General features: G+C 73.5%; 19 protein-coding genes and 1 tRNA gene. 13 read left to right on the top strand and 7 right to left on the bottom strand.

All coding sequences use genetic code 11. The annotated features are described in order from the left end of the window. Positions 1 to 26 precede the first annotated feature (26 nt). The 3 genes from BRM1_RS08010 to BRM1_RS08000 all read left to right on the top strand — a co-directional run bounded on the left by BRM1_RS08010 (position 27) and on the right by BRM1_RS08000 (position 3,446). Positions 27 to 773 carry an isochorismatase family protein gene (locus BRM1_RS08010; RefSeq protein WP_326956654.1) on the top strand — a complete coding sequence of 249 codons (747 nt, stop codon included), beginning with the start codon at positions 27 to 29 and terminating at the stop codon, positions 771 to 773. Then, positions 770 to 2,899 carry an acetoacetate--CoA ligase gene (locus BRM1_RS08005; protein ID WP_268525047.1) on the top strand — a complete coding sequence of 710 codons (2,130 nt, stop codon included), beginning with the start codon at positions 770 to 772 and terminating at the stop codon, positions 2,897 to 2,899. The genes BRM1_RS08010 and BRM1_RS08005 overlap by 4 nt, the downstream gene beginning before the upstream one ends. 82 nt (positions 2,900 to 2,981) lie before the next feature. Then, positions 2,982 to 3,446 (top strand): SRPBCC family protein, encoded by a 465-nt coding sequence (locus BRM1_RS08000; protein ID WP_268525046.1) that lies wholly within the window; start codon positions 2,982 to 2,984, stop codon positions 3,444 to 3,446. Positions 3,447 to 3,646: 200 nt separating this feature from the next. Here BRM1_RS08000 and BRM1_RS07995 read toward each other — a convergent pair whose 3' ends face one another. Continuing rightward, complete coding sequence (locus BRM1_RS07995) at positions 3,647 to 5,728, bottom strand: hypothetical protein (protein WP_268525045.1); 2,082 nt, start codon at positions 5,726 to 5,728, stop codon at positions 3,647 to 3,649. 283 nt (positions 5,729 to 6,011) lie between these two features. On the opposite strand from BRM1_RS07995, the gene BRM1_RS07990 reads away from it, so the two are divergent. The 3 genes from BRM1_RS07990 (at position 6,012) to BRM1_RS07975 (ending at position 10,795) form a co-directional block, all read left to right on the top strand. Then, positions 6,012 to 7,487 (top strand): malate:quinone oxidoreductase, encoded by a 1,476-nt coding sequence (locus BRM1_RS07990; RefSeq protein ID WP_160953295.1) that lies wholly within the window; start codon positions 6,012 to 6,014, stop codon positions 7,485 to 7,487. 192 nt (positions 7,488 to 7,679) lie between these two features. Next, positions 7,680 to 9,584 (top strand): PrsW family glutamic-type intramembrane protease, encoded by a 1,905-nt coding sequence (locus tag BRM1_RS13980; RefSeq protein ID WP_326956651.1) that lies wholly within the window; start codon positions 7,680 to 7,682, stop codon positions 9,582 to 9,584. After that, positions 9,581 to 10,795, top strand: a complete 1,215-nt coding sequence (locus tag BRM1_RS07975) for a MarP family serine protease (RefSeq protein ID WP_268525044.1) — start codon at positions 9,581 to 9,583, stop codon at positions 10,793 to 10,795. Before BRM1_RS13980 ends, BRM1_RS07975 begins: the two co-directional genes overlap by 4 nt. 217 nt (positions 10,796 to 11,012) lie before the next feature. Here BRM1_RS07975 and BRM1_RS07970 read toward each other — a convergent pair whose 3' ends face one another. From BRM1_RS07970 to upp, 3 genes are all read right to left on the bottom strand, one after another. Then, positions 11,013 to 11,936, bottom strand: a complete 924-nt coding sequence (locus BRM1_RS07970; RefSeq protein ID WP_160953297.1) for an endonuclease/exonuclease/phosphatase family protein — start codon at positions 11,934 to 11,936, stop codon at positions 11,013 to 11,015. 144 nt (positions 11,937 to 12,080) lie between these two features. Continuing rightward, positions 12,081 to 12,890, bottom strand: a complete 810-nt coding sequence (locus BRM1_RS07965; protein ID WP_268525043.1) for a winged helix-turn-helix domain-containing protein — start codon at positions 12,888 to 12,890, stop codon at positions 12,081 to 12,083. A gap of 290 nt (positions 12,891 to 13,180) precedes the next feature. Continuing rightward, entirely contained in the window at positions 13,181 to 13,816 is a 636-nt protein-coding gene (upp, locus tag BRM1_RS07960; RefSeq protein WP_268525041.1) for a uracil phosphoribosyltransferase, read from the bottom strand. Between the two features lie 73 nt (positions 13,817 to 13,889). On the opposite strand from upp, the gene BRM1_RS07955 reads away from it, so the two are divergent. The 3 genes from BRM1_RS07955 to BRM1_RS07945 all read left to right on the top strand — a co-directional run bounded on the left by BRM1_RS07955 (position 13,890) and on the right by BRM1_RS07945 (position 15,211). Next, on the top strand, positions 13,890 to 14,447 hold the full coding sequence (locus BRM1_RS07955; RefSeq protein ID WP_160953300.1) for a tRNA adenosine deaminase-associated protein: 558 nt from the start codon (positions 13,890 to 13,892) through the stop codon (positions 14,445 to 14,447). An 85-nt stretch (positions 14,448 to 14,532) separates the two neighbouring features. Next, complete coding sequence (locus BRM1_RS07950; protein ID WP_160953304.1) at positions 14,533 to 14,967, top strand: nucleoside deaminase; 435 nt, start codon at positions 14,533 to 14,535, stop codon at positions 14,965 to 14,967. A gap of 156 nt (positions 14,968 to 15,123) precedes the next feature. Then, positions 15,124 to 15,211 (top strand) — tRNA-Ser (locus BRM1_RS07945). 102 nt (positions 15,212 to 15,313) lie between these two features. Here BRM1_RS07945 and BRM1_RS07940 read toward each other — a convergent pair. Next, positions 15,314 to 16,057 (bottom strand): PadR family transcriptional regulator, encoded by a 744-nt coding sequence (locus BRM1_RS07940; protein WP_442864208.1) that lies wholly within the window; start codon positions 16,055 to 16,057, stop codon positions 15,314 to 15,316. Between the two features lie 425 nt (positions 16,058 to 16,482). On the opposite strand from BRM1_RS07940, the gene BRM1_RS07935 reads away from it, so the two are divergent. Further along, positions 16,483 to 17,439 carry a formate/nitrite family transporter gene (locus tag BRM1_RS07935; protein WP_268525038.1) on the top strand — a complete coding sequence of 319 codons (957 nt, stop codon included), beginning with the start codon at positions 16,483 to 16,485 and terminating at the stop codon, positions 17,437 to 17,439. Positions 17,440 to 17,692: 253 nt separating this feature from the next. After that, a complete protein-coding gene (locus BRM1_RS07930) occupies positions 17,693 to 19,237 on the top strand; it encodes an AMP-binding protein (protein WP_268525036.1) in 1,545 nt (514 codons plus the stop codon). Between the two features lie 108 nt (positions 19,238 to 19,345). Here the strand turns inward: BRM1_RS07930 and BRM1_RS07925 are convergent, their stop codons facing one another. Both BRM1_RS07925 and BRM1_RS07920 read right to left on the bottom strand, forming a co-directional pair. Next, positions 19,346 to 20,554, bottom strand: a complete 1,209-nt coding sequence (locus tag BRM1_RS07925) for an aminotransferase-like domain-containing protein (RefSeq protein WP_268525034.1) — start codon at positions 20,552 to 20,554, stop codon at positions 19,346 to 19,348. Positions 20,555 to 20,657: 103 nt separating this feature from the next. Then, positions 20,658 to 21,857, bottom strand: a complete 1,200-nt coding sequence (locus BRM1_RS07920; RefSeq protein WP_268525032.1) for an alpha/beta hydrolase — start codon at positions 21,855 to 21,857, stop codon at positions 20,658 to 20,660. 6 nt (positions 21,858 to 21,863) lie between these two features. Between BRM1_RS07920 and BRM1_RS07915 the strand changes: the two genes are divergently transcribed. Beyond that, the gene (locus BRM1_RS07915; RefSeq protein ID WP_268525030.1) at positions 21,864 to 22,940 is read left to right on the top strand and encodes a histidinol-phosphate transaminase; all 1,077 of its coding nucleotides are present in this window, start codon (positions 21,864 to 21,866) and stop codon (positions 22,938 to 22,940) included. A gap of 104 nt (positions 22,941 to 23,044) precedes the next feature. Next, on the top strand, positions 23,045 to 24,448 hold the full coding sequence (locus tag BRM1_RS07910; RefSeq protein ID WP_268529779.1) for an FAD-binding oxidoreductase: 1,404 nt from the start codon (positions 23,045 to 23,047) through the stop codon (positions 24,446 to 24,448). The last annotated feature ends 11 nt before the right edge of the window (positions 24,449 to 24,459 follow it).

Here is a 24,459-nt window from a genome sequence, read left to right as displayed (position 1 = left end):
GCCCGCGTGCTCGCTAGACTCCGAGCATGGCTGACGCACTGGTGCTCGTGGACATCCAGAACGACTTCTGCGAGGGAGGGGCGATGGGCGTCGACGGCGGCATCGGCGTCGCCGCGCGGGCCGGCGCGCACGCGCTCGCCCACCGCGGGGCGTACGCCCACATCGTCGCCACCGCCGACTGGCACATCGATCCCGGCGACCACTTCTCCGCCCAGCCGGACTTCGTCGATTCATGGCCCGTCCACTGCGTCGCGGATTCGCCGGGGGCCGAGCTGCGCCCCGAGCTGGGCCCCGCCGTCCCGCTCATCGAGGCGCTCTTCCGCAAGGGCGAGTACGAGGCCGCCTACTCCGGCTTCGAGGGCACCGCCGCGGACGGCTCCGGCCTCGCGGACTGGCTGCGCGAGCGCGGCGCCGCCTCGCTCGACGTGGCCGGGATCGCCACGGACTACTGCGTGCGGGCCACCGTGCTCGATGCCCTGCGCGCCGGGTTCGACGTCACCGTCCTCACCGACCTCGTGGCCGGCGTCGCCCCGGAGAGCGCGCGGCGCGCACTGGCGGAGATGGAGGCCGCCGGCGCGACGCTTGCCGAGGCCGGCGAGCGCGCTCAGGGGGAACCGGTGCGGGACGAGCCGGCGCAGGGGGAAGCCGCGCAGAAGACGGCCCAACAGGGGGCAGTCGAACAGGGGACGGCCGCGCAGAAGACGGCCCACCAGGGGCAAGCGGATCAGCCGCGCGGGAGCGCGAATCAGCCACGTCGAAAGGCAGGGGAATGAGCACACAGCACACGGCCGCAGGGGCACCGGGGGAGACCGGAGCGGATGGCGGCCCCGAGCGCGTGACGCTCTGGACGCCCTCGCCCGAGCGCGTCGAGGCCAGCGAGCTGCGCGCCTACCAGCGCTGGCTGCGCGAGACCCGCGGGGTGCGCACCGAGTCCTACCAGGACCTCCTCGACTGGTCGCTCGAGCACCTCGAGGACTTCTGGGAGTCCATCTGGGAGTACTTCGATGTCATCGGCACCCGCGGCGATGGCCCCGTGCTCACCGGCGACACCATGCCGGACGTCCGCTGGTTCCCCGGCGCCCGCGTGAACTACGCCCAGAACATCCTGCGCCGCGCGGCCACCCACCCGGACGACGAGGCCATCGTGGGCCTGCACGAGACGAGCCCGCGCGAGTCGCTCACCTGGGCGCAGCTCGAGGGCCGCGTGGGGGCCCTCGCCGCGTGGCTGCGGGCGCAGGGCGTGGGCCCCGGCGACACCGTGTGCGCGGTGCTGCCGAGCATTCCCGCCGCGGCCGAGGCGCTGCTGGCCTGCGCCTCGATCGGCGCGGTGTGGTCCGTGGTCGGCCCCGACTTCGGGGTGACGGGCATCGTCGACCGCTTCGCCCAGATCGAGCCCAAGGTCCTCATCACCGTCGACGGGTACGAGTTCAACGGCAAGCGCATCGACATGCGCGCCCAGTCCGCCCAGCTGCTCGAGGCGCTGCCGAGCGTGACCGCCCACCTGCTCGTCGATCAGCTGGGCGCGGTGCTCGACGCGCCGGCCACCGGTGAGCCGGCCGGCGCGGCACGGGGCGCCGATGCGCGCACCGCCGGGGCGCACACCGGAGCGCAGGCGGCTTCCGGGCCCGCGCCTCGGCTGCGGCCCACCGCGTACTCGCAGGTCATCGCGGTGCCGCAGGCCCCCGAGTACGAGGCGACCGAGTTCTCCCATCCGCTGTGGGTGCTCTACTCATCGGGGACCACGGGCAAGCCCAAGGGCATCGTCCACGGCCACGGCGGCATCGTGCTCGAATCGCTCAAGGCCAACCGGCTGCAGCAGGAGACGGTGCCCGGCGGACGGCACTACTCGGCGGTCGCGACGACCTGGGTCGTGTGGAACCTGCTCATCAACTCGCTGCTGTCGGGCACCACGATCGTCGTCTACGACGGCTCCCCGGTCTTCGGCGCCCCGGACAAGCAGTTCGAGATCTGCGGCAGCGAGCGGGTGACGAACTTCGGCACAGGGGCCGCGATCCTCACGCTCATCGAGCGCTCCGGGCTATCCCCGGATGCGCGGCACAACCTCTCGGCCCTGCGCTCCATCCTCTCGACGGGCTCGCCGCTGCCCGACTCCACGTGGGAGTGGGCGTATGCGCAGGTGGCCGACGACATCCACGTCGGCTCGGATTCCGGGGGCACGGACATCGCGACCGGCTTCATCGGCTCGAACCCCTTCGACCCGATCGTGCGCGGGGAGCTGCAGGGCGCCTACCTGGGTGTCGAGGCGGCCGCATTCGACTCGCACGGGCGGCCCGTCATCGACGAGGTGGGGGAATTCGTCGTCACGCGGCCCATGCCGTCCATGCCCGTCATGTTCTGGAACGACCCGGACGGCGAGCGCTACCGCAGCGCCTACTTCGACGTGTTCCCGGGGGTGTGGCGCCACGGGGACTGGGTGACGAAGCGGCCCGGCGGGCAGTACGTCATCCACGGGCGCTCGGATTCGACGATCAACCGCGGTGGCATCCGCATGGGCTCGGCGGACATCACCCAGGTGGTGGGCCGGGTGCCGGGCGTGCAGGCGTCGATGGTGATCGGCGCGGAGCTGGCCGACGGCGGCTACTACATGCCGCTGTTCGTCGTGCCCGCTCCCGGCGCCGAGGTCGACGAGGAGCTGCGGGGCTCGATCGTCGCGGCGATCCGCTCCGAGGTCTCGCCGCGCTATGTGCCCGACGAGATCATCGCGGCCCCGGCGGTGCCCGTGACCCGCACCGGCAAGCTGCTCGAGATCCCCATCAAGCGGGTGCTCCAGGGCGGCGACGCCGCAGGCGTCAACCGCGCCACCGCCGCGGATCCCCAGGTGCTCGACTGGTACGTGGACTTCGCGAGCGCCTATGCAGACCGCGGGGCCGAGCGCTAGCGTGGGGCCAGGCGCGCAGCCGCATCACCGCACCCGGTGAGACCACCGTTTCGGTGGGACCGAACAGATGAGGAGGACCGACATGGCAGAGGCCACGTCCATCAGCGTCAGCCGCACCATCGATGCCCCGGCCAAGGACATCTTCGACGTGCTCTCCAACCCGGAGCGCCACCGCGAGTTCGACGGCTCGGGCCAGATCGTCTCCGATGACCGCACCAACCGCATCCAGGCGGTGGGGGATGTGTTCACGATGAACATGAACGCCCCCCACATGGGCGGCGACTACAAGACGGAGAACCACGTCACCGGCTTCGGGCAGGACAAGATCCTCGCCTGGCAGACCGCGCCCGCCGGCCAGGAGCCCGCGGGGTGGGAGTGGGTGTGGGAGCTCGACTCCACGGGCCCCGACTCCACGGACGTCACGCTCACCTACGACTGGTCGAAGGTCGATGCGGCAACCGCGAAGAAGGTGAGCTTCCCGCTCATCCCGCGCGAGGCCCTCGAGGAGAGCCTCAAGATGCTCGCGGGGGCCGTCTCCGGCGCCTGAGCACGGGCCGCGTGCGCGCAGCGGGCAGACGCAGTGCGTGTGAGCCCGAGTGCGCGGTGGTGAGGTGAACGGCGGGAGGGCCCGGGACAGTGTCCCGGGCCCTCCCGCCGTGCTGTGCGCAGGCCGTGTGCGTGGCGCTGGCCGTGTCGAGAGTGTTGGCCGTGTGCTGGGCGCCGGGGCCAGTGATGCCGTGGCCCGGCTCAGTCCCGGCGCCTGCGTGCCGTGGCGAGGAGGAGCACCGCGCCCCCGCCGATGAGGATGAGCGCCCCGCCCGTGATGAGCTGCGCCTGAGTGCCTGTGCGCGGCAGACGGCTGGGCGCCTCGGGCGAGCCCGGCTGGGGCGCGGGCGCCTCGGAGACCGGGGGCTGAGGACCGGGCGCCTGGGGCCTCACCGGCGCGGTGGTCTCCGGAGCCGGTGCCGTGGTTGTGGCCGGGGCGGACGGAGACGGCGTCACCGGAGGCACAGTGGTGGGCGGCGCGGTGGTGGCAGGAGCTGTGGTCGCAGGTGCCTTCGTGGGAGCCGTGGTCGAGGGCGTCGGAGCGCGGTGGACGGTCTCGGCGGGGATGCCCCACTCCGACTGCCAGGCCTTCCAGCCCTCGCCGCCGTCGATGCGGACCACCCAGGTGGTCCAGCCGATGTCCACCGGTACGGGGCGCGTCGTGGCCCGCGCCGTGCCGTCCGTGCCGACCGTGACGTCGAAGGCCTGCGGCTCGCCGGGCGTGCCGGAGGCGCTGGCCGACTGCACGGGTGCGGTGTCCGTGCGGTACGGCGTCGCGGTGACCCGCAGCCGCGAGCCCGGCCGCGCACCCCGCACGGCGATCGCATCGGTGCTGGTGTTGGCCGTGTTGTCGAGTGCTGCGGTGGTCGTCGCCTGCGGTGTCCAGGGGACGAGGCCCGTCTCCTCGGCGATGCCGTGATCGGACTGCCAGGCGCGGATGCCGGGCGCCGGTGCGATCCGCTCGGTCCAGTACACCCAGCCGCGGTAGCCGCGGTCCAGTGCGAGGGAGGGTGAGTCCTGCGTTCCGTTCCCCACGCCCTTCGAGGTCACGGTGCCGATCTTCGCAGTGCCCTTCGCGGGCTGCTGGGTGCGCTGGGGCTTCGCGGGGCTTGCCCACAGGGTGTGCTCGACCGTGACGCGCTGGCCCTTCGCAAGGCCCGAGACCGTGAAGGCGTCGTGGAGCCGGGCGCCCGGCGCGGGCTCCGCGGTGCTGATGCGGGTGGTCACGCGGGGTTGCGAGGTCGCCGGGAGCCGGTGCTCGGCGCGGGCGGACACGGCCACGGGCGGGCCGGCCGTCACGATATTCTGCACCGTCGTTGAGCCGCGCCCGTGGGCCCGGTAGAGGCGCACCGCGTCCCCGGGCAGGTCCTTGGCGCGCGCACTCAGCGCGACCGTCGCGGCCTTCGTGCCCGTGTCCGGAGCGGTGAGCATGACCGTCACGGGCTTGGCCGCCGTGGTGATCGCCGCGGGGCCCTGCGCGCCGGTGGTGGAGAGCTCCACCCGGCGGCCGGGCAGCGGCGCCCCGGAGGCAGCGGTCAGCGAGATCGTCGCCGTCAGCTGCGTGCCGGCGGCACCCGCCTGGGTCTGCTCGCCGCCGGCCGCCGCAGCCAGGGGCACGGCGGGGCCGGGGCTGAGCCGCGGGACCGGGGCGAGGGCGACGCGGAGCCGGTAGGGCCCCGCCAGGCGCTTGGCATCGCGGGTGATCGCGGCGTACTGCTTGGCGGCGCCGGCGAAGTTCGCCCCGAGCGCGCTGGGCGCATGGACCTTCATGCGGTGCCGGTGCGGGATCTTCGCGTCGAGCTTGACGATGGCGGACAGCGCCGCCTGGACATCGGCCTTGCCGGAGTCCGAATGCGCGGCGAGTGCCCAGGCCGTGCGGGCGGTCCGGACGGTGGAGGGCTTCACCCCCGCGAAGTACTTGGGATAGGGCGTGAGCATGCCGGCGTCGATGCAGTAGGCATTGCGGTTGGCCAGGGAGCGATAGGACCCGTACCACGTGCGCTGCGCACCCTGGCGGTGCCAGTGGCCGGGGCCGAGGATCGTCTGCTCGTTGGCGCTGAGCGCCCGGCCGAGTTCGGCCGGAGCTCCGTAGGCGTCGACACCGGGGGCCTGCTCGGCGGCCGTGGGCTGCTGGGTCCCCGGATCCGGGGAGCCCGGAGCGGGCGTCCCCGGGGACCCGGGCGGCGCGGTGGCGCCGAGCGCCTGGGCCGGAGCGGCGAGCCAGACGAGCAGGGGTGCGAGGAGGAGGACGAGGACATAGGCGAGTGCTGTGCGTGTTTTCATGGCCACAGCCCAGCCGATCGTCAGACTCCGCGGCCGCGCGCTGCGCGATCTGTGGACGCAGCCCCGGTTTCCACAGCCCGGTGCTCGCCTTCGGGGCCGGGCTGTCCACAGCCGGTGCTCGCTCCCCCGCCCCCGTCACGGGGCCGCGTGCCCCGTCGCGCAGCCGCTTAGGCGGCGCCTCGGGGCGGTCAAACCGGTTGGTGGCCGCCGCGGCTCGCGGAGTAGAGTCGAGGCCGATGAGTGCGCGCCGCGCGTGCACGCCCGATGCGAGGTGAGGAGTGGCATGGCCCAGACGAAGGAGAACGTGGACGTAGTCCTGATCGGCGGCGGCGTCATGAGCGCCACGCTGGGCGCGATGCTCAGCGAGCTGCAGCCGGACTGGAGCATCCGCGTCTACGAGCGCCTCGACTACGTCGCGCGCGAGAGCTCGGACGCCTGGAACAACGCCGGCACCGGCCACTCGGCCCTCTGCGAGCTCAACTACTCCCCGGAGCTGCCGGACGGGAGCGTCGACATCTCGAAGGCGATCAACATCGCCGAGCAGTTCCACGTGACCCGCCAGTTCTGGTCCCACCTCGTCGACGAGGGCGTCATCGCGGACCCCACGACCTTCATCTCGCAGGTTCCCCACATCAGCTACGGCCGGGGGCAGAAGGGCCGCGACTACATCGAGAAGCGCTACCAGACGATGGTGCGCAACCCGCTGTTCAAGTCCATGGAATTCACGGACGATCCCGCCACGCAGGCGGACTGGCTGCCGCTCATGTTCGAGAACCGCGGCCCCGGCCAGGTCAACGGCCTGTCGCGCGTCGTCGAGGGCACGGACGTGGACTTCGGCTCGCTCACCCGCCAGCTGCTGCAGAACATCGCGAACAACGGTGCGCAGATCCACACGAACCACCAGGTCACGACGCTCAACCGCAACGCCGACGGCTGGAAGGTGGGCGTCAAGGACCACGGGAGCGGCGAGGCCTTCGACGTCGATGCCCGCTTCGTCTTCATCGGCGCCGGCGGCGGGGCGCTGCCGCTGCTGCAGAAGTCCGGCATCGCGGAGGCGCGCGGCTACGGCGGCTTCCCCATCTCCGGCATGTTCCTGCGCACCGCGAACCCGGAGCTCGTGGCCCGCCACAAGGCGAAGGTCTACGGCCAGGCCTCCGTGGGCGCCCCGCCCATGTCCGTGCCCCACCTCGACACCCGCGTCGTCAACGGCCGCGAGTACCTCATGTTCGGGCCGTTCGCCGGGTTCTCGCCCAAGTTCCTCAAGTCCGGCCGGTTCACGGACCTGCCGTTCAGCGTGCGGGGGAACAACCTGGGTGTCATGCTCAACGTGGCTAAGGACAACTTCGGCCTCGAGAAGTACCTCGTCGAGCAGCTCGCGGAGACGAAGAAGGGCCGCTTCTCCGCGCTGTCCGACTTCACTCCGGAGATCGACCCGCACGAGTGGGAGCTCATCACCGCGGGCCAGCGCGTCCAGGTGATGAAGCGCGACCCCCAGAAGGGCGGCGTGCTGGCGTTCGGCACCGAGCTCGTCTCCTCCGCCGACGGCTCGATCGCGGGCCTGCTGGGCGCCTCGCCCGGCGCCTCGACGGCCGCGCCCATCATGCTCAACCTCCTGGCCAAGTGCTTCCCCCAGCAGTACGTGCAGTGGGAGTCCAAGCTCAAGGGGATGGTTCCCTCGCTCGGCCGCAAGCTCGCCGACGACGAGACGCTCCTCGACGAGCTGGGCGAGTACACCGCCCGCACCCTGCGGATCGGCTGAGCCGCCCGCTGGCCGAGGGCCGGTTGCACGGGGCCGGACCGCGCGATGCCGCGCGGTCCGGCCCCGTGCGCGTTCCCAGGGCGCGCACGCGCGCATGTCCGGGCGATCTGCCATGCTTGGACCCACAGCGGCGGCCGGCAGAGGCCGCGCGCCCCGTCCCGCGCCCGCCGCGCCCGACTTCGAAGGACCCCGATGACCGACCAGCCCTGGCAGGACCCCCGCAGCCGCGCCCCGCAGCCGGGACAGTCGGAGGGCAGCTTCCGCTACCCCGCGCCCGAGGCGCCCGCCGGGGCCCAGCTGGGCGGCTCCGCCCCTGCCGCCCAGCCGTACGGCTCGGCTCCTGCCCCGCAGCAGCCGAACCGGCCGCAGCAGCCAAACCAGCCGTCGCAGGGCTCGGGTGCCGCGCCCGGAGCGGCCCAACCGCCCGTTCAGCAGCCGGGCTACGCCGCCCAGCAGCCGGGCTACGGCAGCCAACACCAGGGCTACGCGGCTCAGCAGCCCGGTTCCTCCACCCAGCAGCAGGCCTACGGCACCCAGCAGCCGGCCTACGGCACCCAGCAGCCGGCCTACGGCACCCAGCAGCCGGGCACGGGCAGCCAGCATGCCCCCCACCGCGGCGCCCCCCAGCCCGGCTACGGCTCGGCGCCCCAGGGCTCGGCACCCCATGGAGGGCCGGTGCAGGGAGCACCTGGCTACGGTGCGCCGGGCCCGGCCCCCCAGCAGTCGCGCCCCGGGTACCCCCAGGGCCCCGGCTTCCCGGGGGCGGGCACCGGCTCCCACCCGGGCACCGGCGCCCAGCAGCCGGCACCGGGCGGCTACCCGGAGCAGCGCGCGTATTCCCAGTCGCGGCTGCGGCCCAGCGTCACCCAGGAGATGCGCAGCCGCTCGCAGATCCACCAGCACAGCGGCGCCCAGCTCCAGGCCAGCTGGACCCAGCAGGCGACGAGCGCCATGCGCCGCGAGGACCCGACGAAGGGCGCGGACCTCGCCCGCCTCATCATCGGGATCGTCGTGTGCGCCGTGCTCGGCCTGGGGTTCCTCCTCATCCTGCTGCTCGGGGCCCTGAGCTTCCGGGGCGTGGGCGTCATCATCGTGCTGCTGTCCCTGCTGCCGCTGAGCGTCATCATCGGCATGGTCCTGTGGTTCGACCGGTGGAAGCCCCAGCCCAAGCTCATCCTGGGGCTGTGCGTCCTGTGGGGGGCGGTCGCCTCCGTCATCATCGTCTTCATCACCCAGCTCACCTCGATCTACGCGCTGGGCGCGTTCGGGATCGACGCGAGCGGCGACGTCGTGGGCGCAGTCGTCATGGCGCCCATCTTCGAGGAGGGCGCCAAGGGCATCTTCCTCGTCGCGCTGGTGCTCGGTGCGCGCAAGTACTTCGAGGGCCCCCTGGACGGCTGGATGTACGGCACGCTCATCGGCGCCGGGTTCGCCTTCACGGAGAACCTCCTCTACCTGGGCAGCGCCTACGACGACTACCAGAGCCAGGGCCTCATCCTCACGTTCGCCATGCGCTGCGTGGTCTCCCCGCTGCTGCACTCGACCTTCACGGGCATGGCCGGCATCGCGATCGGGCTGGCGGCCCGCCGCGGCTCGTGGTGGCTCACCGCGCTCATGTGGATTCCCGGCTACATCGTGGGGGCCTTCCTCCACGGGCTGTGGAACGGGGTGGCGACCGCGACTGATGACATCGACCCCTTGGCGAGCATCGCCATCACCCTGGTCTTCTCCGCCTGCGTCTCCGCGCTGTGGTTCGGCAGCGGGCTCTACCTGCGCCACGAGGAGACGAAGCAGACGCGCCTCATGCTGGGCGACTACGCGAACGCCGGCTGGCTCACCCACGCGGAGGTCGACATGCTCGGCACCTGGAAGGGCAGGCGCGCGGGGCGCCGCTGGGCCTCCCAGTTCCCCGGCGGCAAGACGGAGATGAAGGCCATGATCCGGGCGGCCGCCTCCCTGTCCTCCATCCGCGAGCGGATCCTGGGCGGAGTCGGCGGGCGCACGGAGATCGCGCGCGAGCGGTTCGAACTCGACGAGCTCACCCAGGCCCGCAGCCGGCTCATGGCGAGCGCGCGGATGCCGGCCCGCCGCCCGTGACCCTCATCGACGCCGTCCTCGCGCTGCTGGGGCTGCTCGCCCTCATCGCCGGCTGGCAGCAGCGGCTGACGGCGTCGGCGGGCACGCTCGTGGGCTTCGTCGCGGGTTTCCTGCTGGGCCGGCTGTGCGCCGTGCCGCTGGCGAACGCGGCGGTGGGCTGGGGCCTGCTGGGCGAGTCCGGCCGGCCCGGCATCGCGCTGGCCGTGCCGCTGGCGCTGGGCACGCTGCTCGCGGCCGCCGGTTGCGTGCTCGGCATCCGGCTGCGCCAGCGGATCACCAGCCGCCTGGGCCGCGGGCTCGATGCGAGCGCTGGCGCGCTCACCAGCGCGATCGCCTTCGTGCTCATCGTCTGGCTGGCCGCCGGCTGGGTCCGCACGACACCGCTCATCGCCCCCAACCGGTGGGCCGCGGAATCGGGGATCGTCGCGGCGCTCGACCGCGCTGCCCCCGTGGACTCCGCCCAGGCGCTGGGCTCGATCGGCACGGTGCTCGCCGACAGCGGGTTCCCGCAGGTCTTCAGCGGCCAGGCGGAGCGCATCCGCGACATCGGGGCACCCAACGAGGCGATGAACCGCGTGGGCCGCGCGGCCGAGGACTCGGTCGTGAAGATCACCACCGACACCACCGTGTGCAGCACGACGCAGGAGGGCTCCGGCTGGGTCTTCCGGCGGGGCTACGCGGCGACGAACGCGCACGTGGTGGCGGGCTCGCGGGGGCTGAGCGTCCAGGTGGGCGGCAAGGGCCGGCCCTATGCCGCGCACGTCGTGGGCTTCAGCGCCGCGAAGGACGTCGCGGTCCTGCGAGTGCCGGAGATGGGCGCCGAGCCGCTGGAGCTGGGCGGCCAGCTGCGCACGGGCTCCGATGCGGTTGTCGTGGGCTTCCCGGAGAACGGGCCCTACACGATCTCGCCGGCCCGCGTCCGCGAGGGCCTGCGGGCCCGCGGCCTCGACATCTACGACAAGGACTCCGTCGTGCGCGATGTCTATTCGCTGCGCGCGGTGGTGCGCCCCGGCAACTCGGGCGGCCCGCTCGTCGACGCGCGCGGCCGGGCGGCCGGGATGGTCTTCGCGAAGTCCGCCGCGGACGGCGATACGGGCTACGCGCTCACGCTCGGCGAGATCTCCGGCGTCCTCAAGGCCGCCGGGGGCACGGCGAAGACCGTGTCCACCGGCTCCTGCGCCGCCAGCTCGCAGTCCCACGCCCAGGGCTGAGCCGGGGCCGCCCGCAGCCCGTCTCCCAGGCCGCCCGCAGCCCAGGGGGCCCGCCGCAGGGCCTGCCCGAGGCCCGTTGCCCAGACCGCCCGCATCCCGCCGCACGGGCCGGGCTCGTGCCCGTCGAACCGGGCCGGTTCGTTCCGGGTCCTTGCCCCGCGCCCGAGGCGCCGGCGGGGCCGTGGCCGCCCCCGCCTCGGGCGCGTGCCGGCACGGCCTACGGCACGTCGAGGTAGCCGATGACCCCGCGGTGGTCCGAGGTGCCCTCGCCCATGACCGAGTCCCCGGTGGGCGTGAGGCCGCGCACGAGGATGTGGTCGAGGCGGACGAGGGGGAACTGCGCGGGCCACGTGAACCCGAAGCCCCCGCCCACCGCGCGCCGGGTGTCGGTGAGCTGGGAGGACAGCTCGGAGAAGTAGCGATCGGAGGAGCCCGCGTTGAAGTCGCCGGCGACGATGATGCGCTGCGAGCGATCGGCGCGCACCACCTCGGCGAGCTTGCTGAGCGCGGCATTGCGCAACGACTCCTGGCCCGGGCGCACGGAGGGCATGTGCACGGCGTAGAAGCGCACATCGCCCTCGTCGGTCTGAACGGTGGTGGCGAACGCCCGCGGCCACTGCAGGCCCAGGCCGATCTCCTCCGTGTCCTTGAGCGGCCACTTCGTCCACACCCCGACGGTGTCCGCGACGTGGGAGTGGGAGAACTTCCCGTCGAGGCGCTTCCTGATGATCTTGCCCGACAGCGATTCCAGCTCCTCGACGGCCACGATGTCCGGCTGGTGCTCCGTGAGCGCCTGGACCGTGGCCGTGGGCTGCGAGCCGCGGGCGCCCACGTTCTGGGTGGCGACGACGAGCCCGCTGTGCTCGGGGGCGTGGGCCGGGCGCAGATAGGCGCCGAACATCGCGGCCCAGACGATGGCCGGGACGAGCACGCCGATGATGCTGAGGACGGAGAAGCGGATGAGGCCCGCAAGGACGACGAGGACGATGAGGATCCACGTCCACGGCAGCGCTGACTCGACCACGAGGGCGATGCCCCGGCTCGTGGGCAGGAGGGAGTGGAGCAGGAGGAGGGCCGCGACGAGGGTGCCGGCGATGAGCACGGCAATGCCCTTGAGAGCGCGCTTCGGGGTTGCTGACATCGACGAGCAGTCTAGGCGCCGTACCTGATCCGCAGCTGACCGGGGACTGGCACTGCGCCCGCAGCCGCGCCCGGGCAGCCCCGCCCGCGCCACTCGCGGACGGGGCTCGGCGGCCTGCGGTCCCGGTGCCCCGCGGGCGGCGCCTCAGCGCAGGGCGGTGGCGCGCCAGATCTCGACGTCGGGGTGCTCGTCGAAGCGGTAGCCGGTGCCCCGGATGGTCCGCACGATCGCGGAGTGCGAGCCCAGCCGCTTGCGCAGGCGGCGGACGTGGACGTCGACCGTGCGCTCATCGGGCCGCTCGTCGCCGTGGCCCCACAGGGCGGTGATGAGGTCCTCGCGGCGCAGGGTCTCGCCCGGCCGCGAGACGAGCGTGGCGAGCAGGTCGAACTCCTTCGTCGTCACGGCGGCCAGCCGGCCGTCGACGTGGACCTCGCGGCGGGGGATGTCGATGCGCACGCTGGCCGGCTCCGGTTCCGCGGCGTCCTCGCGGTGGGACGGCGGGTGCACGCGGCTCGGGATGCGCGAGCGCACCGGGCCGTGGCGCCCGGCCGGGGTGCCGGCCGCGGCGGGGGAGCCCGAGGCGACGGCGCGCACGGCGTCGAGGTCGCGGTCCGGGCCCTCGGGCGCCAGGGCGATGATCGCCTGCGTCTCGGCCTGCCCGGCGAGCTGCTGTGCGAAGGCCTGCACGGCCTGGGCGACCGCCGTGAGGTTCGTGCCGTCGGCGGCGGCCTTCTCCTCGTCGAGTCCGATGTAGAGGACGATGCCCCGCGCGGCGCGCGGCGCGGGCTCGACGCCCGTCGGGCCGTAGGTGCGGGGGGCGGAGTTCGGATCGATCGAGGTCAAGCGCGGTCCCTGTCGTCGGGTGGCGGCGGCGCTGCGCGGGTGCGCGGCGCGGGCCGCGGCCCCGGCGGGGGGTGCGAACGGGGACTGGGGGTTCAGGCGGGGCTGGGGCATGTCGCTGGTCCTTCGAATGGGCGGGGCCGCTGGCGTTCGGGGCTCGTCCGCGACCGGGCGGCGAAGGCTAGGAGAGGTCGCGGACGCGGCGCATGGGCTGCGCGGGCTGCCGGGCGCACATTCGCGCCTCCAGGCGGCGACAGGGGATGGACATGACCGTCATTATTCTTCATCCGCGGCCCGCGGGCCAAGCGATTGCGGCCGTTCGCGACCGAATAAGGCGCAGTATGACGAAGTGTGACGCAGGCGGGGGCGCCGCGGAGCGCCTGCGCGGTGGGCGCCCGGCAGGCTCAGACGATGCCGTAGAGGCGGTCGCCCGCATCGCCCAGGCCGGGGACGATGTAGCCGTTCTCGTTGAGCCGCTCGTCGAGCGCAGCGGTGTGGACCGTCACCTCGGCGCGCCCGTCGAACTGGGCGCGCAGGTGCTCGACGCCCTCCGGCGCGCTCACCAGGCAGACCGCGGTGGCCTCCGAGGCGCCGCGGGCCAGGAGGAACTCGATGGCCATGGCGAGCGTGCCGCCCGTGGCGAGCATCGGGTCGATGACGAAGACCTGGCGGCCGGTGAGGTCTGCGGGCAGGCGCTCGGCATACGCGTGCGCCTCGAGCGTCTCCTCGTCGCGGATCATGCCCAGGAACCCCACCTCCGCGGTGGGCAGGATCTTCATCATGCCCTCGAGCATCCCCAGCCCGGCGCGCAGGATCGGCACGACGACGGGCCGCGGCGCGCTCATCGCCACCCCGGTCATGGGCCCCACCGGGGTGGTGATCCGGGTGTCCTTCACCCGCACGCACCGGGTCGCCTCGTAGGCCAGGAGCATGACGAGCTCGTCGGTGAGCTGGCGGAACCGCGCGGAGTCGGTGCGCTCGTCGCGCAGCACGGTGAGCTTGTGGGCGATGAGCGGGTGGTCTGCGACGCGGAGTTCCATACCCGGAAATCTACCCGATGGCCCGCCCCGCCCCGGCTGGTGCCCGCGCGCGTGCGCGGGTGACAATGGGGCCATGTCGTACTTCACCGCTGCCCTTGTCCACACCGACGACGGCTACCGGCCACTCGACCTCGAGATCGACGATGCGGAGACGATGGCGGACCTCGTCGAGCTCATCGACGCCGCCGGCGACGCCGAGCTGGGCGCGCTGGCCGTCATCGAGCACGAGGACGAGTGGTTCGCACTCGTGCGCGTGCTGCCCGAGGGGGAGGTGAAGGTCTTCCTCTCCGACATCGGGGCGGTTGCCGACTCGCCCTATGCCGAGCTCTTCGCCGACTACCTCGACTCGCAGCCCGACGCGTACGAGGGCGATCCCATGGAGGGCGAGGAGGACTACTCGAACGGTGACGAGGACGATGACGAGGAGGACGAGGCGGAGGAGGGCGCGACGATGCTCGAGCTCGACGACGACTCCGACTGGGGCGGTGACCCCGATATCTTCGCCGCCGAAGGGATCGCCGCCGACGAGCTCATCGAGCAGGTGCGCGAGCACGGCTCGGACCCCGCCCGCGTGGTCGCCCACGTGGGGGAGAAGGCCGGTTTCGCCGAGCAGCTCGAGGCCGCCCGCTGAGCGCCCCCGCCAGCGCCGGCGCCGCATTGCTGGAACACAGATGAACCGGCCCGAGGCGCCCGCGGGCCGGGCGTGGGCGCCCGCCATGGACGCGGCGCTCGAGGAGGCGCGGGCGTGCGCGGTCAGTGCCGACGTGCCCGTGGGCGCCGTCGTCGTGGACTCCGCCACGGGCCGGGTGCTCGGCCGCGGCCGCAATCGGCGCGAGGCCGATGGCGACCCCACCGCCCATGCGGAGGTGCTCGCCCTGCGCGCGGCGGCCGCCGGGCTGGGGCGCTGGCGCCTGGACGGCACCACCCTCGTCATCACGCTCGAGCCGTGTGCGATGTGCGCCGGGGCCGCGGCGGCCGCGCGAGTCGACCGGGTGGTCTTCGGCGCGTTCGACGACAAGGCGGGCGCCGCCGGCTCGATGTGGGACCTGCTGCGCGACCGTGCCGCCCTCCACCGGCCCGAGGTGCTCGCCGGCGTCCGCGCGGAGGCGGCCACCGCGCTGCTCGCGGAGTTCTTCGCGCAGCGCCGCTAGCCGGAGGCAGTCCGACCGCGCCGCGCACGTGCAGACAGCACGCGCATCGCGCCCCCGCGTCGCTCACCCGGCGGCCCCCTCATGAGCCGGAGTCCACCGCGCGTGGGCACCCCGGGGGATTTGGCGGCCGCCCGGGGGATCTGTAGACTCTTCCGCGGTAGCGTGTCCGAGCGGCCGAAGGTGCAACACTCGAAATGTTGTGTACGGTAACCCCGTACCGAGGGTTCAAATCCCTCCGCTACCGCCGAAATCCCGGGGCATCGGAATCGATGCCCCGGGATTCTTCTTCTCCGCCCGCCGCGAGTTCTCCGCCAGCCGCGAGCGGGTGGCGCTCAGCGCCGGGTGCTCACTCCTCGGCGAGCATGCCGTAGACCCGGCGGCGGGCCTCGTCGATGATTTCCGTGGCCGCCTTGATCTGCTCCTGATCGCCGCCGCGGACCACCTGGGCCACCGCCTGCGCGAGCTTGGCGCTGGCCTTGGGCAGCTCGCCGCCGAATCCGCGCCCGCCGCCGGCGGTCTCCCAGGGGGCGTCCTCGCCGGAGCGCGCCTCGGCCTCGGTGCGGCCCTCCTCGGTGAGCGAGTAGACCTTCTTGCCGCCGGTCTCGTCGGCGACGATGAGGCCCTCGTCGGCGAGCATCTGCAGGGTCGGGTAGACCGAGCCGGCGCTGGGCTTCCAGGCGCCCCCGCTGCGCTCCTCGAGCTCGCGGATGACCTGGTAGCCGTGCATGGGCTCCTCGCGCAGCAGCGCGAGGACGGCCTGGCGGACATCGCCGCGGCCCATCCGGCGCCCGCGCCCTCGGCCGCCCTGCATGCCGGTCATGCGGCGGAACATGGCCGCCATCGCGTTGGGGTCGAAACCGCCGCCGAACCCGCCGAATCCGGGCCCGCCCATGCCGCCGGGGCCTCCGTGGCCGTGCCGGCCGCCGGGCCCGCGCCGGCGGTCCTCGCGGTCGAATCGCTCGTCGCCGTGGGTGCGGGGCCCGTGGTCGGCGGGGCGGCCCTGGCGCCCGTGGAAGCGGTCGTCGCCGCTGTCGATGCCGTCCGTGCCGTCGAAGCCATCGGCGCCGTCGTCGTTGAAGTCGGGAAACATCGTGTGTCCTCTTCCTGTCTGGGTGTGTCTGCGTGTGCGTCCGCGCCAGTGGCGGCGGAACTGCGTGCGGTGTCGGACCGCTCGCCTCGGCTGCCGGGTGCTGGGTTCGGCCGGCTGTGCCTCGCGGCGCCGGGTGAAACGAAGCCCGCAAAGACTCTCGGCAACTAGTCGCAACTATATTGCGATATATCGCTGACTGTCAAGCGCGTAGAAGTCGCCCCGCGGATTCTGGCCCACTGCCGCCTGCACCGGGGAGGCCATCGCCCGGCCCTGCGCGGCTCGCCGCCCGCACCCCGGCGCCACACCGGGTGAGGAGCGGGAACCGGCCGAGGGCGGTCCGGTCGTAGGATGACCGGGTGCCGCGGCCCACCGGCCGCACGCGCCTCGGTAAGGGCGCCGCCGGCGCACGACGACAGGAGCGAACCGTGAGCGAACTGCCCAGCCAAGTCAACATCCCGGCGCCCGCCGCCCTCGCGGCCGCGCAGGAGAAGGCGATGCTCGACAAGGCGCTCAAGCCGTGGGGCCAGATGTTCCTCCTCGCCCTGTCCGGCGGCGCGTTCATCGCACTGGGCTTCGTCTTCTTCGTCTCCTCCCAGCAGGGACTCGGTTCGGACTTCCCGCTCGGCGTCGCCAAGGTGCTCGGCGGGCTCGTGTTCTCCGTGGGCCTCATGCTCGTCGTCGTCAGCGGCTCCGACCTGTTCACCGGCACAACGATGACGCTCATGCCGCTGCTGTCGAAGTCCCTGGGCACCGGCCGCTGGCTGGGCCACTGGGGCGTCTCGCTGGCGGGCAACCTCGTGGGCTCCGTGGGCGTGGCCCTGCTCATCCTGTGGTCCGGCACCCCGGAGTCGAACAAGGGCGCATGGGGCCTCGTCGTCATGAACACGAGCCTGACCAAGGTGACCCACACGTGGGGCCAGGCGTTCTTCCTGGGCGTGCTCGCGAACTTCGCGGTCTGCCTGGCGGTATGGCTGGCCACCTCCGGACGGTCGACCGCGGACAAGATCCTCGCCTGCCTGGGCCCGGTGGCGCTGTTCGTCGCCAGCGGGTTCGAGCACTCCGTGGCCAACATGTTCATGCTCCCCATGGGCCTGCTCATCAAGGACTTCGGCGGCGACGCGTTCTGGTCCTCCGAGGCGGTCGTCAAGGCCGGCAAGCACGTGGGCGACTACGACGCGCTGACCCTGGGCTCAGTGGTGGGCGACAATCTCATCCCCGTGATCCTCGGCAACATCGTCGGCGGCGGCATCCTCGTGGGCGGCTACTTCTGGGCCTGCTACATCGCCCCGGCGCGCAGAGCCGCGGCGGCGCAGTCGAGTGGGAGCGACGGGCCGGCGGCCGCGGGCGCCGCGCGCCCGGAGGGCGGGACCGCCGCCCGGTAGCCTCCCGCAGGCCCGCAGGCCCGCAGGCCCGCGGGCCCGCAGGTCCGCAGGCCCCGTGCGCAGACCCCTGAAGTGAACCCCGGCGCGCAGCCTCGCGGGCCCCTATGCCCAGTGCGCGTGCCCCGCCTGCCCGGCGCGCGTTTCGGATGGGAAGACGCGTGCGCCCCGCGCGCCTCGGCGGTGGTTGACTGAGCGGGCGGGGCGGGCGAATCCGCCGCCCGCGCAGACCCAGAACCCAGCTGAGGAGAGCACCGTGGCACAGATCGTCGGCCGGAGCCCGGAATGGTACGCCGCCTACAGCGGCCCCGACGTCAGCGCCGCCCACCTGCTGTGCGACCGCCACGACCCCGACACGACCGCCTTCACCTTCGTCGACGACGAGCTGGCCGTGACCGCCATGTCCTACGGCGAGCTGGCCGAGCGCTCCCGGCGGCTCGCCACGGACCTGGCGGCCCGCGGCGTCGTGGCCGGCCAGCGCGTGGGCGTGCTCATGACGAAGCGCCCCGAGCTCGTCGTGTCCCTCGTGGCGCTCGCCCGCCTGGGCGCCGTCTACGTGCCGCTGTTCACCGCGTTCGCGACCGCGGCGATCGACATGCGCATGCGCGCCTCCCAGGCGCGCCTCGTGCTCACCGAGCCCTCCCAGGAGGACAAGCTCGAGGGACTCGACTACCTCGACGTGCTCAGCGCGGGCCCCGAGTTCGACGCCGCGGAGACCCGGCCCGAGCCCTACCGCGACGATGCCGCGCTGGGCGGCGACGGACTGCTCCTCCAGCTCTTCACCTCGGGCACCACGGGCAAGCCCAAGGGCGTGCCCGTGCCCATCCGCGCGCTGGCGAGCTTCCAGGTCTACATGGAGGACAGCCTGGACGTCCGCCCCGACGACATCTTCTGGAACGCGGCGGACCCCGGCTGGGCCTACGGCCTGTACTACGGCGTCTGCGGCCCGCTCACCACCGGGCTGCCGAACATCCTGTACTCCGGGCGCTTCCGCCCCGCCTCCACCTACGAGGTCATGGAGGCCTGCGGCGTGACGAACTTCGCCGGCGCCCCGACGATCTACCGGGAGCTGTCGAAGTCCGGTGTCGAGCCGCACGTGCGCCTGCGCTGCGCGTCCTCGGCCGGCGAGCCGCTGACCGCGGACGTCAGCGTGTGGGCGCAGCGGGCGCTCGGCACCGAGGTGCGCGACCACTACGGGCAGACCGAGCTCGGCATGGTCATCTGCAACCAGTGGGCGGAGCCGTTCAAGCGCCCCGTCAAGCCCGATTCCATGGGCCGCGAGATCGCCGGCTATCGCGCGGACATCGTGGACGGGGGCATCGCGATCGACGTCGAGGGCAGCCCGCTGCTGTGGTTCGAGGGCTACGTCGGCGCCCCGGACAAGACCGCCGAGCGCTTCTCCGCGGACGGGCGCTGGTACCTCACCGGCGACACCGGGCGCCGCGACGAGGACGGCGACTTCTACTTCACCGCCCGCGACGACGACATCATCCTCATGGCCGGCTACCGGATCGGGCCCTTCGACGTGGAGAGCGTCCTCATCACCCACCCGGACGTCGTGGATGTGGCGGTCGTCGGCCGTCCCGACCCGGAGGGGATCCGCGGGGAGATCGCGGAGGCCTTCGTCGTCCTGGCCCCCGGCCGCGAGGCCTCGGACGAGCTGACCGCCGAGCTCAAGGATCGGGTCCGCGAGGGCTATTCGCACCACGCCTATCCGCGCCGCGTCCACTACGTCGACACGCTGCCCAAGACGCCCAGCGGCAAGCTCCAGCGCTACCTGCTGCGCCAGGGCGAGGACTGAGCGCACCCGCCGGGCCGGCCGGCCTCGCCCCTCCCGCGCCCGAGGTGCGGGCCGGGCCGCCCGCTGTCGCACCTCGGTCGCGGGGCGGGGGAGGGGCGGGCCGTGGACTCAGCCCCGCTGGGATCCGATGGCCGCGGCGAGGCGCCGGGCGCCCTCGCCCATGCGGCCGGTGGGGGTGCGGGAGAACGACAGGCGCAGCTGGCTGTGCGCGCCGGGGTCGGCGAAGAACGGGGCGCCGGGCACGAACGCCACTCCGGCGTCGATCGCTACGGGCGCGAGGAGCTTCGTGTCGACCCCGGGCACATCGAGCCAGGTGAAGAACCCGCCAGCGGGCCGGGTCCACGTCGCCATGGAGCCCACGTGCTCGTCGAGCGCGGCCATGAGCGCCTGGGCGCGGGTGCCGTAGGCCCGCTGCAGGTGCGGCAGCGCCCGGGCGTAGTGGCCCTCGCGCATGAGGGACTCCAGCATGCACTGGCCCAGCGCCCCCGCGCACTGGTCCGTGTTCGTCTTCGCCTGCGCCATCGCGTCGATGACCTGCGCGGGCCCCGCCGCCCAGCCCAGGCGCGTGCCCGGGCTGAACGTCTTGGAGAACGTGCCCACCTGGACGGTGACGTCCGGGCCGAGCTCGTAGATCGAGGGCAGCGTGGAGCCGTCGAACGCGAGGTCGCGGTAGGCGACGTCCTCGAGCACGAGCAGCCCCTCCGCCCGGGCGGTGTCGACGATTTCGCGGCGGCGCTCGGCCGACAGGAGCAGCCCCGAGGGGTTCTGGAAGTCGGGGATGACGTAGGCGAACTTGGGCTCGATCCCGCGGGCGCGCGCATCCGCGGCGGCCTCGGCGAGGGAAGCGGGGATGAGCCCGTGCTCGTCGTTGCGCATGGAGACGCACACCCCCTCATGGGAGCGGAAGACGCTGAAGGCGCCCAGGTAGCTGGGCGCCTCGACGAGCACACCGTCACCGGGGTCGAGCATGGCCTTGGAGATGAGCGTCATCGCATCCACCCCGCCGGAGGTGACGATGAGCTCGTCGTCGGCGGGGGTGCGGGACTGGGTGCGGGCGAAGTCGGCGCGCAGCGCCTCGCGCAGGCCGGGCAGGCCGCGGTTCGAGGCGTACTGGAGGGCGACCTCCGGCCGCGTCTCGATCGCCTTGGCGGCGAGCTCGGCGAGCAGTCGCGTGTCGAACAGCTCCGGGTCGGGGAAGCCGCCGGAGAAGTCGACGAGGTCGCCGCCGGAGCCTGCGAGGGCGAGGACCGCGGAGAGCTCGCTGGGGCCGGCCTGGGCGCGCTCGGCCAGCCGGCCGAACCAATCGGGAGTGCTCATGGCGCCATGCTAGGGGGCAGGTGAGCCATCGCGGGGCCGCTTCCGCGTGGTGGTACGGCCGATGCGGCGCGGTGGTCTCCGGCGCCGTCGGCCCGCTGAGCCCTCAGGCCCCGGAGGCCGGGGCGAGGTAACCGCGGGCGAAGCGGTCGAGGCCCGCGAACGCCCGCTCGACGGCGGCCGGGGCGGAGAGGAAGACGTCGTGGACCGCGCCGGGGATCCGCTCGATTGTCACGAGCGGTCCCAGGCCCACGGCGCGCCGGGCGATCGCCTCGACGTCGAGGATGATGTCCGCGCTGCCCATCGCCGCGTCGTAGCGCAGCCGGCGCAGGCTGCGCGCCGAGGTCTGCACGAGGACCGGCGCGTCGATGTCCAGACCGCGCTCCACCTGCCGGTGGCCCGCGAAGACCGCGCGCAGCCAGGCCGCGTGGACGGGAAACGACTGCGGGGGCTTGAGCGCCAGATCGTAGGGCGGCGCGCCGTGGTTCTGGCTCGCCGCCAGCGTGTAGTAGTTCGGCATCCGCACCGGCAGCGGCCCACGGGCCGCTGTGCGGCCGGCCGCGGTGCTGCCGGACCAGGCGCGGCCCGCAGCCGGGCGGCGGGTGCCCAGCAGCGGGCCCAGCAGCTTGCGCGCGGCGCTCGTGTACTGGAACTCCAGCCACGGGGCGTTGAGCACGAGCGCCGCGGTGGCCCCCGGGTGGCGGTGGGCCCACAGCGCGGCGGTCAGCCCGCTCGTCGAGTGGCCGGAGAGCACGAGGCGCGGCCCGGGGCCGGCGGTGTCCGCGTCCCGGTGCTCGGAGCGGATGATCGCCAGGGCCGCCGCGATCTCCTCGTCGTAGTCGGCGAGGTTCGCGATGTAACCGGGGCGCTGCGAGCGATCGGTAGGGTCCAGATTGCGCCCGTAGTCGCGCAGGTCGAGCGCGTAGAAGGCGGCCCCGCGCGCGGTCCAGAAGTCCGCGAGGTGGGCGTGGTACAAGTAGTCCGACCAGCCGTGCAGGTGCAGGACGGCGCAGCCGGCGGCCGGGGCCTGCGCACCCGCGGCCGGGGACGCAGGCGACCCGCCGGCGCCCGGCACCGCGCGCACGAGGGTCGCGCGCGCCCCGCCCGGCAGGGCGAGGCGGCGCTGCTCGAAGCCCGCGCCCAGGATATCCGGCTGCCAGCCTTCGGCGCCCGGCGGCGGGGTGTCTGCATGGGGCGTCATCGGGCCATTCAACCGCACCGGGTTGAGCGCGCGGTGGACGCCGGCGCGCGCCTCGGGAACAGCCGCGCAGACGCCGGCCCCGCCGGGCGCCTTCTGTGCGACCATGACTCCATGAGCCAGAATCTCCGCCTCCGCTCGGCACTGAGCGACACCCCCGCCTACGTGCCCGGCAAGCCCGCGGCGCCCGTCGCCGGGGTCACCGCGCACAAGCTGTCCTCGAACGAGAACCACCTGCCGCCCATGCCCGGGGTCATCGAGGCGATCGCCAAGGCCGCGGGCAATCCCGCCCTCTACCCGGATCCGGGCGCGCACCGCCTGACCACGGCGCTCGCCGCCCACCTGGGCGTGGAGCCGCACCAGCTGATCTTCGGCGCGGGGGCCTCGGAGACGCTCGCCGCGATCATCCACATCACGAGCGGGGAGGGCACGAACGTCGTCTACCCGTGGCCCTCGTTCGAGATGTACCCCCAGCTCATCAGCCTGTCCGGCGCACAGAAGCGCCCCGTGGAGCTGACCGGAAGCGCGGAGCACGACTTCGCCGCGATGGCCGCGGCCATCGACGACCAGACGAGCCTCGTGCTGCTGTGCAGTCCGAACAACCCCACGGGGCCCGCCATCGCGCAGGATGCCTTCGACGACTTCATGTACCGCGTGCCCTCGGACGTCATCGTCGTCCTCGACCAGGCCTACCTCGAATTCGTCACCGCCGAGAGCGCAGTGGACGGCCTCGATGCGCTCGAGCGCTACCCGAACCTCGTGCTCATCCGCACGTTCTCCAAGGCCCACGGGTTGGCCGGGCTGCGGGTGGGCTTCGCCGTCGCCTCGCCCACGATCATCCACGAGATGCGCAAGGCGATCGCGCCGTTCTCCGTCACGGACATGGCGCAGGCTGCCGCCGAGGAGTCCCTGGCCCGGGTGGCCGACGTCGAGGTCCGCGCCAAGGGGATCGCCGCCGCCCGCGACGAGCTCGCCGCCCGGCTGCGCGAGCTCGGCTTCGACATCCCCGACGCCCAGGGCAACTTCGTCTGGGTTCCCGCCGGCGCCCGCTCGGCCGACTTCGAGGCGGCCTGCCGCGAGGCCGGGCTCTCCGTGCGCAACCTGGGGTCCGGGGTTCGGGTGAGCATCGGCCCGGACGAGGCGATGGATCGCATCGTCGACGTCGCCCGCCGCTTCGGGGCACAGGAGTGAGCGCGGCCGCGCGCGCCGGCGCCGCGGATCGGCCGGGTGCGGACGGGACCGGGCACGCGGGCGAGCCCGCGGCCGCGCCCGGCGCGCGCCTCGGCGGTGCCGCGGTGGACCTCGCGCCGCTGCGGGAGGCGCTGAGCGCGGGCGCCGTCGTCGAGGACGCCGATGTCATCGCCGCCCACTCCGCCGACCACGCGCTGTTCTCCCCGGTGGGCACCGCGCGGGCGCTCGTGCGCGCGCACAGCATCGAGGACGTGCAGGCCACCCTCCGGTTCGCCCACGAGCACCGGATCCCGGTGGTGCCGCAGGGCTCGCGCACGGGCCTGTCCGGGGCCGCCAACGCCGTGGACGGCTGCCTGCTGCTCAGCCTCGCGAAGATGGACGCGATCGTCGGCATCGACCCGGCGGAGGGCACGTGCACCGTCCAGCCCGGCGTCATCAACCAGGCCCTCAAGGACGCGCTGGCCGACCACGGGCTGTCCTATCCGCCGGATCCGGGGTCGGTGGCGATCTCGAGCATCGGCGGCAACGTCGCGACGAACGCCGGCGGGCTGTGCTGCGTGAAGTACGGCGTCACCGCCGACTACGTGCGCCGCCTGCGCGTCGTGCTGGCAGACGGCTCGCTCGCCACCCTGGGCCGGCCCACCGCCAAGGGCGTGGCCGGACTGGGCCTCGCCCAGCTGTTCGTGGGCTCCGAGGGCACCCTGGGCGTCGTCGTCGAGGTGACCCTCGACGTCGTCCCGGCCCTGCCGCAGCCGCTCACCGCAATCGCCGTCTTCCCGGACAGCGTGAGCGCCGCCGGCACGGTCAGCGACTACATGACCTCCGGTGGGAAGCCCGCGCTCATGGAATTCATCGACGGCACCACGATCGGGATGATCAACGACTACGGCGACTTCGGGCTGCCGGCCGATGCCGGCGCCATGCTCATCGTGCAGGCCGACGGCGACGGCACCCTGTCCGCCGCGAGCGCGGAGCTCGAGGCGTTCGCCGCGGCCGCGCGCGCGAATGGAGCGTCCGAGGTCATGCACTCGGAGGACCCGCGCGACTCCGAGCTGCTCATCGCGGCGCGGCGGGCGGTCTCGCCGGCCTCGGAGAAGTACGCGGTGGCCCACGGGGGCGGCGTGCTCGTGGACGATGTGTGCGTGCCCCGCGAGCGGCTGCGGGAGATGTTCGCCGCGGTCGCCCGGGTCGATGCGCAGTTCCCTGACCTCACGGTCGGCACGTGCGCCCATGCGGGCGACGGCAACCTCCACCCGTCGATCTTCTTCGATGCGCAGGACCCGCATGCCGTCGCCGCCGCCGAGGAGGCGTTCGCCCTCATCATGGAGGCGGGCCTGGAACTCGGCGGGACCATCACCGGCGAGCACGGCGTGGGGGTGCTCAAGGCGGGCTGGCTGGCCCGCGAGCTTGACCCGGCAGCCCGCGCCCTGCACCTGGCGATCAAGCGCGCGGTTGACCCGCGCGGGATCCTCAACCCTGGCAAGATGCTCGCGCTGCTGGGGGAGTGACCGGGGGATTG

Origin of the sequence: Brevibacterium sp. BRM-1 (genome assembly GCF_026802075.1) — a bacterium.
GTDB lineage: Bacteria > Actinomycetota > Actinomycetes > Actinomycetales > Brevibacteriaceae > Brevibacterium > Brevibacterium rongguiense.
The sequence above is the reverse complement of the archived record's forward strand: the minus strand, read 5'-3'. Positions and strand labels throughout refer to the sequence as shown.

Excerpts from the sequence above, each read along its gene's own strand:
- BRM1_RS07990 (WP_160953295.1), top strand. The coding sequence starts at position 6,012 with ATGGCCCAGACGAAGGAGAACGTGGACGTAGTCCTGATCGGCGGCGGC.
- BRM1_RS07995 (WP_268525045.1), bottom strand. The coding sequence starts at position 5,728 with ATGAAAACACGCACAGCACTCGCCTATGTCCTCGTCCTCCTCCTCGCA.
- BRM1_RS08000 (WP_268525046.1), top strand. The coding sequence starts at position 2,982 with ATGGCAGAGGCCACGTCCATCAGCGTCAGCCGCACCATCGATGCCCCG.
- BRM1_RS07925 (WP_268525034.1), bottom strand. The coding sequence starts at position 20,554 with ATGAGCACTCCCGATTGGTTCGGCCGGCTGGCCGAGCGCGCCCAGGCC.
- BRM1_RS07955 (WP_160953300.1), top strand. The coding sequence starts at position 13,890 with ATGTCGTACTTCACCGCTGCCCTTGTCCACACCGACGACGGCTACCGG.
- BRM1_RS08010 (WP_326956654.1), top strand. The coding sequence starts at position 27 with ATGGCTGACGCACTGGTGCTCGTGGACATCCAGAACGACTTCTGCGAG.
- BRM1_RS13980 (WP_326956651.1), top strand. The coding sequence starts at position 7,680 with ATGACCGACCAGCCCTGGCAGGACCCCCGCAGCCGCGCCCCGCAGCCG.
- upp (WP_268525041.1), bottom strand. The coding sequence starts at position 13,816 with ATGGAACTCCGCGTCGCAGACCACCCGCTCATCGCCCACAAGCTCACC.
- BRM1_RS07940 (WP_442864208.1), bottom strand. The coding sequence starts at position 16,057 with ATGTTTCCCGACTTCAACGACGACGGCGCCGATGGCTTCGACGGCACG.
- BRM1_RS07965 (WP_268525043.1), bottom strand. The coding sequence starts at position 12,890 with ATGCCCCAGCCCCGCCTGAACCCCCAGTCCCCGTTCGCACCCCCCGCC.
- BRM1_RS07950 (WP_160953304.1), top strand. The coding sequence starts at position 14,533 with ATGGACGCGGCGCTCGAGGAGGCGCGGGCGTGCGCGGTCAGTGCCGAC.
- BRM1_RS08005 (WP_268525047.1), top strand. The coding sequence starts at position 770 with ATGAGCACACAGCACACGGCCGCAGGGGCACCGGGGGAGACCGGAGCG.
- BRM1_RS07915 (WP_268525030.1), top strand. The coding sequence starts at position 21,864 with ATGAGCCAGAATCTCCGCCTCCGCTCGGCACTGAGCGACACCCCCGCC.
- BRM1_RS07920 (WP_268525032.1), bottom strand. The coding sequence starts at position 21,857 with ATGGTCGCACAGAAGGCGCCCGGCGGGGCCGGCGTCTGCGCGGCTGTT.
- BRM1_RS07970 (WP_160953297.1), bottom strand. The coding sequence starts at position 11,936 with ATGTCAGCAACCCCGAAGCGCGCTCTCAAGGGCATTGCCGTGCTCATC.